This window comes from Yinghuangia sp. YIM S09857 (assembly GCF_051388915.1).
GTDB lineage: Bacteria > Actinomycetota > Actinomycetes > Streptomycetales > Streptomycetaceae > Yinghuangia.
The window spans coordinates 360,091-370,284 of the sequence record NZ_JBPKBH010000003.1; the positions used below are offsets into that span (position 1 = coordinate 360,091).

The window sequence follows — 10,194 nt, forward strand, 5'->3', positions numbered from 1 at the left end:
CACCGGTGTCCTACAGGTAGGGACCAGACGAGCCGGCCGGGCCCGAGTCGCCGGGGCGCCCGGGCATCGCACCGGGCGGCAGCGCCCTGCGCATCGTCTCCAACTGGGCGCGGGCCGCCATCTGCTGGGCGAACAACGCGGTCTGGATGCCGTGGAAGAGCCCTTCGAGCCAGCCGACCAACTGGGCCTGCGCGATGCGCAACTCGGCCTCGGTCGGGACGTTCTCGTCGTTGAACGGCAGCGTCAGGCGCTCCAACTCCTCGACGAGCTCGGGGGCGAGGCCCTTCTCCAACTCCTTGATGGACCCCTTGTGGATGTCCGCCAGCCTTACGCGGCTCGCCTCGTCGAGAGGCGCCGCGCGCACCTCCTCCAGCAACTGCTTGATCATGCTGCCGATGCGCATGACCTTGGCCGGCTGCTCGACCATGTCGGTGATGGCGAGTTCGCCGTTCTCGCCGCCTTCGGCGCCGCCCACCGCCATGCCGTCGGGGCCGACGATCACGACGTGCGGGTTCTCGTCCTGCGATTCGTTGTTCGGCATGCTCATGACCCCATCCTCTCCCGTCGGCGGGGGCCCTCGCCACGGGGACCGCTCCGACGGGAGAGGACGCCTGCCCGGAATCCGGCCCCCGCGGGGAGCCGGCGGGTCAGCCGCTGCCGAGGCGCAGGACCTCGCGCGACCGCGTGAACAGCGCCGCGATCCCGGCCGCGAGCAGCGGGATCACGACGAGGGCCAGACCCATCTGGGCCCACGGGACGACCACGACGATGTCCGGCAGCCTGGACGCGTTCTGGGGCCCGCCCTCGGAGATCGCCGCCTCCTGGGCCCGTTCCGCGACCTCGGCGGTCTTCCAGCGCAGCGCGGCGGCGGGCAGCAGCCCCACGACGACGCCGAGTGCCGTGCCGATCAGGGCGATCACCCAGCTCTGCGCGGCCGAGAGGGTACGCCGTACTCTCGGCGGCGCGCCGACCGCGCCCAGCGTGGCCAGGTCCTTGCGGCCGTCCGCGAGGGCGAGCCCGGTGGCGACCCCCGACGCCCCCAACGCCACCAGGACGGTCGCGGCGGCGAGCAGGAGGATCTGGGTGCTGGGCCGCCCCTGGTAGCCGCGTTCGACCTCGATGCCGCCTCCGCCCACCGCGTACACGGCCTCTTGCGCGCGCTGCTGGGCGGCCTCGCTCGGCATCTCCGCGGTGTCGTAGACCAGTTGGACGAGGGTGGGCGGGACACCGAGGAGTTTCGCGGGTTCCTCGCCGAGGATCACCGGCGCGTAGTCGAAGCCGTCGGACTCCAGGAGGATCGCCGGGAGTTCGACGGTCCGCGGCGGCGGCAGGGGCTCCGGCGGGGCGGTCGGCTGCCCGCCGGGCCCCGGCTGGGACGCATAGCTCGCGCTGATCCCGATGGTGACCTTCCCATCGTGGATGTAGCGCTCGTCGAAGACGACCGCGCCGTGTTTGAGCGCCTCGGGCGTGCGCGGGTCGTCGGTGCGGTTGAGGCGCCGTACGAGCTCCGCGTCCCCCACGGGCAGCCCGGCCAGGCCCCAGATCTCGTTGTAGCCGGGAGCGCACCGGGGGTCGTCCTTCGCGGCCTCGATCTCGGCGGGTGTGGGCTCCCGGGTGAGGCCCTGGTCGCCCGCGGTGTGGAGCGGGCACATGTTGGCCGGGGGGATCTGCGCCATGACCATCGTGCACGTCGTGCCCACGACGCAGCCGGCGGTGCCGTAGCCGACGACGACGCCCTTGCCGGTGACGGGCAGGTTGTCCTCGACGGCCTTGACGAAGGCGTCGCTGATGGGCAGCCCGGGGCCGGTGTACGCGAGAACCTGCCCGTGCTGGGCCCGCGGCAAGTAGGTCTCGCGTTTGTCGTGGTCGGTGCCCGCCCAGTAGGTCGCCACCGCCACCGCCCCGGCGACGGCGGCCATGACCGCGGCGACCGCGGGCGCTGTGCGCGGCCTGTTGCGCGCGGCGTCGCGCAGCGCGAGCCGCGGGGTGAGCGGGAGGATCCGGCCCAGCCGCCCGGCCAGGCCGACCAGCGCCGGGCAGCAGGCGATCAGGCCGAGTTGGGCCAGCACGCATCCGGCCAGCAGGGTCGCGTCGTGCGGCTCGACGGCCGCGCCGTAGTAGGCGAGGCCGAGGCCGAGCACCCCCGCGGCGATGCCGGCGACGGGCAGCACGCGGGAGCCGCGCCGCACGCCGCGGCGTCCGGTCAGCGAGTCGACGATGTTCTCGCGGGCCGCGAGGAACGCGGGTACGGCCGCGGCGACCGTGCCGATGACGATGCCGAGGCCGATGACGCCCGCGATTTCGAGCGGGCGCACGTCGTAGTGGCCCAGTTCCTTGCCCGACATCTCGGCGAACCAGTCGCGCGAGAACCACGCGGCCGCCATGCCCAGTGCGGTGCCGACGGCGCCCGCGACCACGCCGAGGACGACGCCGTCGGCGAGCACGATGGTGCGGATGTGCCCGCGGTCGCCGCCCGCGACGCCGACGAGCCCGAGTTCCCGCCTGCGACGCCGCGCGCCCACGGCGAAGGCCGGTCCGGCCAGCAGGACGACTTCGAGCAGGGCCATGCCGAGGACGACCACGCCGACCGCCACCGCCAGGTCGCTGACCCGGTCCGGCGCGTGGTCGATCCGGCGGTACGGGACCTCGGAGTCCGCGAGCGCGGACCCGTCGACCTCACGCGAGGTCGCGACGATGCCCTTGGCGTTGAGCTCGCGCACCTTGTCCCAGGTGTACGTGCCCGGCGGCGCGTCGACCAGGTACTCGTACGTGAGCGGCGGCCCGGGCAGCGGGTCCAGCTTCTCCAGCAGGGTGCCCGGCAGCGCGAAAACGCTGCGCTCGCGCAGCGCGTCGGGCACGTTGACGGTGCCGACGATGGTGAAGTCCCGTCCGCTGCTCGGCTGGTTGAGCGTGCCGCCGATGCGCAACCCGCCGACGGACAGCAGCTTTTCGGTGACCACGACCTCGTCGGCGGTGCGCGGCGCGCGCCCGGCGGTCTGCCGCAGGATGCCCTCGGCGAGCGGCGCGGTGTAGTCCAGCTCCACGAAACCGGCCGTGGTCATGCCGTGTGCGGTGCGCAGGGGCAGGTCCCCCCGGACGATCGTGAGCGTGGGCGACCCGGCCGGGATGCTCGCGGGGACGTCGACCGCCAATTCCTCGGGCTGGTCGGAGCCGATGCCGGTCTTCTGCCACTCCACGACTCCGGCCATCGCCGAGTTGGCCGCGTCGTCGGGGTCCTGCACGGTGGCGGCGCGCGACGGGCTCGCGAACAGCAGCGCGTCCGCCTGCCCGATCTTGCGCTCCAGTCGCTCGTCCCGGTCCAACTGCTGGCTGCGGTACACGATGTCGGCCGCGCTCCCGGCGAACACCGGCAGCGCGATCATGAGCACGATGAGCAGGCTGCGCCCCTTGGCACGCCAGGCCTCGCGCCGGGCGATGCGCAGCGCGGCACGCCACGCGGGGATGTTCACCGGCTCCCCTCGCGCGCGAGCAGGCTCTCCGGGGCGTCCTGCCTCCCGGTGTCGTCGACGAGGCGCCCGTCCCGCAGGAAGACGATGCGGTCGGCCCACGCCGCGTGGCGCGCCTCGTGCGTCACCAGGACGGCGGCCGCACCGGCGTCGCAACGGGCGCGCAGCACGCGCAGCACGGCCTCGCCGGTCGCCGAGTCGAGGGCGCCGGTGGGCTCGTCGGCGAGGACCAGGCGGCGTTCGCCGACCAGGGCGCGCGCGATGGCGACGCGCTGCTGCTGGCCGCCGGACATCTCGTCGGGGAAGCGGTCGGCGAGATCGGCGACGCCGACCTCGGCCAGTGCCTCCTGGGCGGCGGCCCGGGCCTTGCGTACCGCGGTGCCGTCGAGTTCGAGCGGCAGCGCGACGTTCTCGGCGGCGGTCAGGGCCGGGACGAGGTTGAGGTCCTGGAACACGTAGCCGACGCTGCGGCGCCGCAGGGCGGCCTGCTTGCGGCGCGGCAGGCCGCTGATCTCGGTGCCCTCGACCAGGACCATGCCGGTGGTCGGGGTGTCGAGTCCGCCGGCGAGCATCAGCAGCGTGGACTTGCCGGATCCGGACGGGCCCATCACGGCGAGCAGTTCGCCCGCGGCGACGGCGAGGTCGACGCCGACGAGGCTCTGCACCTGCGTCTCGCCGCTGCCGTAGGTGCGTCCCAGGCCCCGCAGTTCGAGCACCGGTACGTCGGACGTGGTGGGCTCGGTACCGATCGCGCCGGTCATCGCTTCCCCCTGCGGATGCGGCCCCGCCTGGGCGGAGCGTCCGTCGGTGCCGCCTCCCCGGCCGGCGGTGCGGCGGGCAGCGCTTCGGCGGCGGGCGCCACGACGTCGCGGCGGGCGAGCCGGGCCTCGCAGTGGTCGAGCCAGCGCACCTCGGCCTCGGCCTGGAAGACCAGGCTCTCCAGCACGAGTTGCCAGGCCAGGTCGTCGTCGGCGGCGCGCGTCTTGAGGCGCGTGTAGTCCTGGAGCGCGCGCAGGGTGTGGGCGCGCTGGGTCTGCACGACGGCGGCGATGTCGACCCCGGGAACGGTGACGGCCATGGCCAGTTTGATGGCCAGCTCGTCGCGCGGGCGCCCGGCGCGGGAGACGGGCTCGTCGAACCACTCGTGCAGCTCGCGGCGCCCCTCGTCGGTGATGCGGTAGAAGACGTGGCCCTCGCCGTCCTCGCCGTCCGGCACGACCAGCCCGTCCCGGTCGAGGCGGCCGAGCGTCGTGTAGACCTGGCCGACGTTGAGCGGCCAGGTGGATCCGGTACGGGACTCGAACTCGGCCCGGAGCTGGTAGCCGTAGCGGGGCCCCTGGTCCAGGAGGGCGAGCAGTCCGTGCTTGATAGACATACTCAGTATGTATACCGAGTATGCTCTGTTGTACAAGGGCCCGGCGGAAACGGGCTGCGGTGCGGGGGGGGGCGGGCGCGGAAGCGGGTGCAGGGCGGCGCGGGCCCGGTCAGACGCAGACGACGTCGATGGTGATGGCCCGGGTCTGGGCGTAGACCGCAGGTTGCAGGATGCGCAGCTGCACGGTGCCGCGGACCCGGTAGCCGTCGTAGCGCAGGCCGACCGGCCACGGGATCTGGAGGCTCTGCTGCCGCGGGCCGCTGCCGGTGAAGTGGAGCTGGTCGGGCGGCCAGGCCCGGGCGTTCTCGAAGAACCACTGGTAGACGATGTCGCCCGCGCCGCCGTCGACCATGATCGTCGCGGCCAGCACGACTTCTTCCCGGTTGTTGCAGCGGATCTGCGCACCCGGGCCGTGGTCGCTGGTCAGGACCACGCTCACGACGCGCATCGACGACGAGACCGGCGCGTGGCCGTCGTCGTCGGTGCCCGGGTTCTTGCCTGGCGGCGGGACGAAGCCGGGCCCCTGTGTCGCGGGCGGCCACGTCCCGGTGGTCGGCGGTGTCGCGGCGCCGGACTTGGACCCGCCCGAGCCGCCGGTCGCGGCGGACGTCGACATGGGAGAGGCGGCGGGGTTGTTCGCCGGCGGCGCGCTCGGCGCGGCGGTGGCGGTGCTCGGCGTGGGTGTCGGCGGGACCGCCGACGGCGTCGCGTCCGAGGTCGCCGCCGGGCTCGGCATGGCGTGCTCCTCGGCGGGGAGCTGCGGCGGTATTCCGACCACCGGCTCGGAGGGCGCGGCCTGTTCGGCGGCGCCGTCGGTGCCGTAGAAGTTGACCAGTGCGAGGACACCGACCATCAGCAGGGCGATGATCACCGGTCCGGCCGGGACACGCCGGATGAAGGCGCGAACTCGGTGCATCCGGCCTCCTTCCCGCCGATCGGGGCCCGCCCCCTGCCGACGGGGGGCCACGGGCCCTGGCGGGCCTCCTCGCCGCGCTCCCCGTCCGGCGGCCGGGGGCGAGGTGGCACTGCCGGAAACTATCGCGAATCAGGCCCCGCCGTCTCCGATGTAACCGCCTTGATGAGACTGCACTCTTCTCTGGAGTTGCACCAGACGCCGCCCGGCCCTGTGGCCACATCGGTACGCCATCAGGACATGACAACACGTCAGCTTTCCGCCTCGGTAAACCGGGCGGGTGGACCGGAACGCTCAGGACCGGCCGCGGCGGCGGCGCGCGGCGACGCGGACGAACGCCGTGCCGCCCGCGACCAGCAGCACGCCCAGCGCCACGAGCTGCGCGGTCGCCCGCAGACCGGTCTTCGGCAGCCCGGCGGCCGGGGGTTCGTCGGGCGTGGTCCGGGGTCCGGGAGTGGCAGTTCCGGCGGGCGTCTCGGCGGGTGTTCCGGCAGACGTCCCGGCGGGTGCGGGTGTCGCAGACGCTGCGGGCGGGGGGTTCTCCACGTACCACGCCACCGTCCGTCCGCCGGAGCGCACGGCGCTCACGCCGGGGCGCATGCCGGGAACGACCTCGATCCCGGCCGCCCGCATCGCGGCGATGCCCTCCGGGCCGCCGGACAGCACGAGTTCGTGGTCCACGGTCAGCGCGGGCACCCCGGACACGTCGACGACCGGCACGATCCCGAACGGCGCGACGCGCGCCAGAAGCGCGTCGCGGTCCGCGCGCGTGGGCCTTGCGGTGCTGTCCGTACGGCCGGGCATGCCGCGCTCGCGTCCCCCGCCCGCCTCGGCGGGGGCGGTCGAGGGGTGCGGGTCGGGGTCCGGCAGCAGCCCCGGCACCCCCGCGCGCGGCGCGATGGTCGGCGCCCCGGTCGGGACGTTCGCCGCCGTGGGTGCCGGTTCGGGCGGCACCGCCCAGGCCGAGGGCACGGCGAGCGCGGACAGCACCAGGTATGCCGCGACTGCACGGGTCCGCTTCACGGCCTGCCTTCCCAACGCCCCTCGGTCGTGTCCGCCGACCCCCACCGGGTCGGCGGGATGTCCGGGTCACTCCCCCGCACCGAACCGGCCGGCGGTGCTTGGCAGCCTAGGAAAAACAGACTATTCGTTCAATAACCGACATTCCGAAAGTTCCGCGCGATCATTTGCGATCACCCGCCGACGGTCAGCACGACCTTGCCGACATGCGTGCTCGCCTCCACGACCCGGTGCGCCTCCGCGGCCTCGATCACCGGCAGGACCCGGTCCACGATCGGACGCACCCGACCGGCCGCGATCAGCGGCCACACGTGCTCGCGCACCGCGGCGACGATCGCCGACTTCTCGGACAGCGGACGCCCGCGCAGCGAGGTCGCGGCGAGCGCCGCGCGCTTGGTGAGCAGCTCGTTCAGGTTGATCTCGGCCTTGACGCCGCCCTGGAGCCCGATGATCACCAGGCGCCCGTTGACCGCGAGCGCGCCGATGTTGCGGGCCAGGTACTTCGCGCCCATGTTGTCCAGGATCACGTCGACCCCGGCTCCGTCGGTCTCCTGGGCGATGCGCGCGGCGAAGTCCTCCTCGCGGTAGTTCACCGCGACGTCCGCGCCCAGCTCGCGGCAGCGGGCGAGCTTCTCCTCGGTGCCCGCGGTCGTGAAGATCCGCGCGCCGACCGCCCGGGCGAGCTGGATCGCCATCGTGCCGATGCCGCTCGAACCGCCGTGCACGAGGAACGATTCGCCCGGACGCAGGTGCGCCACCATGAACACGTTCGACCAGACCGTGGTGACGACCTCGGGGAGCGCGGCCGCCTCGACCAGGCCCACGCCCTCCGGCACCGGAAGCAGTTGGCCGACCGGCACGCGCACGTACTCCGCGTACCCGCCGCCCGCCAGCAGCGCGCACACCTCGTCGCCGACCGCCCAGCCCGCGACACCGGCGCCGAGCTTCACGATCCGGCCCGAGGCCTCCAGGCCCGGGTACACCGACGCGCCGGGCGGCGGCGGGTAGAAGCCCTGGCGCTGCATCAGATCGGCCCGGTTGACCGCCGTCGCGGCCACCGCCACCAACACCTCGCCGGGCCCCGGCTCCTCGTCGGGGACCTCGGTCCAGGCCAGTGCCTCCGGCCCGCCCGGGGCCTTGATCGTCATCGCGTGCAAAGCTCTCGCTCCTCGTCGTTCGGCGTACGGGCCGTCCGCCGCCGCTCAGTGCCGTTCGGACGACGGTGTCACTATCCCGGTCCCCGGCTGGCCGATGCTGCGGATGACCACGAGCCGGTCCCCGGCCGCCAGCTTGGACGCCTCCGGGTCGTCGTGCCGCAGCATGCGGTGCCCCCGCACCACAGCCACCACCAGATCACGGCACTGCGACGGCGACTTGCCCGCCTCCCGTTTGTCCACCGGCCGCTCGATCAGGTCCATGCCCGAGCCGTAGTGCAGCAGGTCCTCGACGACCTCGCCGACGTTCGGGCTCAGCATCGACACGCCCAGCAGACGCCCGGCCGCGCTCGCCGTGGTGACCACAGAGTCGGCACCGCTCTGCCGGATCAGCGGGGAATTCTCGTCCTCGCGCACCGCCACCACGATCCACGCGCGCCGGTTGAGCTGACGCGCCGTCAAGGTCACCAGGGCCGCGGTGTCGTCGCGGTTGACCGACACGATCAGGTTGCGGGCGCGCTCGAACTCGGCGCGGCGCAGCACCTCGGCGCGCGTCGCGTCGCCGGTCACCACGACCAGGCCGTCCTGGTCGGACGCGTAGGCGGCGGCCTCCGGATCGGGGTCGACCACCACGATCCGCTCCTTGGGCACCCCCTGCGCGAGCAACGTGTGGATCGCGCTGAAGCCCGTGGTGCCGTACCCGACGACGACGGTGTGGTCTCGCAAGGTGGACCTCCAGCGGGACAGCCGCCACTGCTCCCGGGTGCGTTCGGTGAGGACTTCGAGGGTGGTGCCGACCAGGATGATCAGGAACAGCACGCGCAGCGGCGTGACCACCAGGATGTTGACCAGCCGGGCGGAGTCGCTGGCCGGGACGATGTCGCCGTAGCCGGTCGTCGACAGCGTGACGGTCGCGTAGTACGCCGCGTCCAGGAACGACAGCTCGCCACCCGCGTTGTCCTTGTAGCCGCTGCGGTCGACATAGACGATCACCACCGTCAGGAACAGCACCAGCAGCGCCATCGCGAAACGCCGCAGCACCTGTTTGAGCGGCCCCGGTCGGTCGCGCGGGATGCTGATAGCGGCCGCGCCCGGGCCCAGCGCCTCGCCGTCGGGGTCCCGCCGCGCCCCCGGCAGCGGCCTGGCCAGCGCGCCCATCGGTCCCCGGCGATCCGAAGGCTGGTCGTCGGGGGTGCGCACCGTCTTCATCGGGGGACCCGCAGCACCTCGGCACGATCGCCCGCGCGGAGCCCGCCCGGCGGTACGACGGCCATCCCGTCGGCCACCGCGAAGCCGCGCAGCATTGCGGGCCCCGAGAAGTGCAGTGGGACGTCCCCGACCATCGGCACGATCCGCGTGTCCCGCGGATGCCCGGTGACCGCGTCGGCCACCCGCACGCGCCGCGGCCGAGGCTCCGGACGGCCGGACAGTCGGCGCAGCAGCGGCACCGCGAGCGTGAGCATCCCGGACACCGCCGCGAGCGGGTTGCCGGGCAGCGCGACGAGGAAGCGGCCGCCGCCGGGCCGCGCGCCGGGCAGGTGGGCCAGGGCCATGGGGTGCCCGGGGCGTACCGCCACACCGTCCACCAGCAGTTCGGCGCGCAGGTCGCGCAGCAACGGGTGGACGTGGTCGACCGGCCCGCCCGCGGTGCCGCCGGTGGTGATCACCACGTCGGCCTGCGAGTTGTCCACGGCCCGGCGGAGCGACGCCAGTTCGTCGCCCACCCGGCGCACCCGGCGCACGTCGGCGCCGAGCATGCGCAGCCACGGGGTCAGCAGCGGGCCGAGGGCGTCGCGCACCCGGCCGTCGCGCGGGAGCCCCGAGTCGAGCAGTTCGTCGCCGAGCACGAGCACCTCGACGCGGGGGCGGTCGATCACGATCAGCTCGTCGTACCCGGCCGCCGCGGCGAGCCCCGCGACGCCCGGCGTGACCGCGGTCCCGGCGGGCAGCAACTCGTCGCCGCTGCGGCACTCCTGGCCCTGCGCGCGGATGTCGCCGCCCTGCTGCACGTCGCCGAACAGCAGGCGGTCGTCGACCTTACTGCGCTCGCTGCGCAGCACTCCGGTGGCACCGCGCGGCAGCCGCGCCCCGGTCGCGATCTCGACCGCGTCGCCGTCGCGCAGCGGCGCCAGGGCGCCGGAGTCGTCGCCCGCGAGCACCCGGCCGCGGACCTTCCACGGGCCCGGGCCCGCGACGGCCCAGCCGTCCATCGCCGAGGTGTCGAACGGCGGCAGGTCGGTGAGCGCGGTCAGCGGCCTGGCCAGC

9 protein-coding genes are annotated in these 10,194 nt (G+C 74.1%); all 9 read right to left on the minus strand.

The window, feature by feature from the left end; genetic code table 11:
* Window positions 1–10: 10 nt before the first annotated feature.
* The gene (locus ACRX5S_RS07555) at window positions 11–547 is read right to left on the minus strand and encodes a bacterial proteasome activator family protein (protein ID WP_436771992.1); all 537 of its coding nucleotides are present in this window, start codon (window positions 545–547) and stop codon (window positions 11–13) included.
* Between the two features lie 100 nt (window positions 548–647).
* Entirely contained in the window at window positions 648–3,470 is a 2,823-nt protein-coding gene (locus ACRX5S_RS07560; protein WP_436771993.1) for an FtsX-like permease family protein, read from the minus strand.
* Window positions 3,467–4,228, minus strand: coding sequence for an ABC transporter ATP-binding protein (locus ACRX5S_RS07565; protein ID WP_436771994.1), 762 nt, complete (start codon window positions 4,226–4,228; stop codon window positions 3,467–3,469). The genes ACRX5S_RS07560 and ACRX5S_RS07565 overlap by 4 nt, the downstream gene beginning before the upstream one ends.
* Window positions 4,225–4,842, minus strand: a complete 618-nt coding sequence (locus tag ACRX5S_RS07570) for a PadR family transcriptional regulator (protein WP_436771995.1) — start codon at window positions 4,840–4,842, stop codon at window positions 4,225–4,227. Before ACRX5S_RS07570 ends, ACRX5S_RS07565 begins: the two co-directional genes overlap by 4 nt.
* 109 nt (window positions 4,843–4,951) lie before the next feature.
* The gene (locus tag ACRX5S_RS07575; RefSeq protein ID WP_436771996.1) at window positions 4,952–5,758 is read right to left on the minus strand and encodes a hypothetical protein; all 807 of its coding nucleotides are present in this window, start codon (window positions 5,756–5,758) and stop codon (window positions 4,952–4,954) included.
* Window positions 5,759–6,049: 291 nt separating this feature from the next.
* Window positions 6,050–6,778, minus strand: a complete 729-nt coding sequence (locus ACRX5S_RS07580) for a hypothetical protein (RefSeq protein ID WP_436771997.1) — start codon at window positions 6,776–6,778, stop codon at window positions 6,050–6,052.
* Between the two features lie 170 nt (window positions 6,779–6,948).
* Window positions 6,949–7,932, minus strand: a complete 984-nt coding sequence (locus ACRX5S_RS07585) for an NAD(P)H-quinone oxidoreductase (protein ID WP_436771998.1) — start codon at window positions 7,930–7,932, stop codon at window positions 6,949–6,951.
* Window positions 7,933–7,977: 45 nt separating this feature from the next.
* Window positions 7,978–9,138 carry a potassium channel family protein gene (locus tag ACRX5S_RS07590; protein ID WP_436771999.1) on the minus strand — a complete coding sequence of 387 codons (1,161 nt, stop codon included), beginning with the start codon at window positions 9,136–9,138 and terminating at the stop codon, window positions 7,978–7,980.
* The coding region (locus ACRX5S_RS07595) for a molybdopterin molybdotransferase MoeA (protein WP_436772000.1) at window positions 9,135–10,194 on the minus strand (1,060 nt) is incomplete at its 5' end. The genes ACRX5S_RS07590 and ACRX5S_RS07595, both read right to left, overlap by 4 nt.

What these genes read in the sequence shown, in the direction of transcription:
- ACRX5S_RS07570 (WP_436771995.1), bottom strand. Translation starts at nt 4,842, where the DNA reads ATGTCTATCAAGCACGGACTGCTCGCCCTCCTGGACCAGGGGCCCCGC.
- ACRX5S_RS07575 (WP_436771996.1), bottom strand. Translation starts at nt 5,758, where the DNA reads ATGCACCGAGTTCGCGCCTTCATCCGGCGTGTCCCGGCCGGACCGGTG.
- ACRX5S_RS07590 (WP_436771999.1), bottom strand. Translation starts at nt 9,138, where the DNA reads ATGAAGACGGTGCGCACCCCCGACGACCAGCCTTCGGATCGCCGGGGA.
- ACRX5S_RS07555 (WP_436771992.1), bottom strand. Translation starts at nt 547, where the DNA reads ATGAGCATGCCGAACAACGAATCGCAGGACGAGAACCCGCACGTCGTG.
- ACRX5S_RS07565 (WP_436771994.1), bottom strand. Translation starts at nt 4,228, where the DNA reads ATGACCGGCGCGATCGGTACCGAGCCCACCACGTCCGACGTACCGGTG.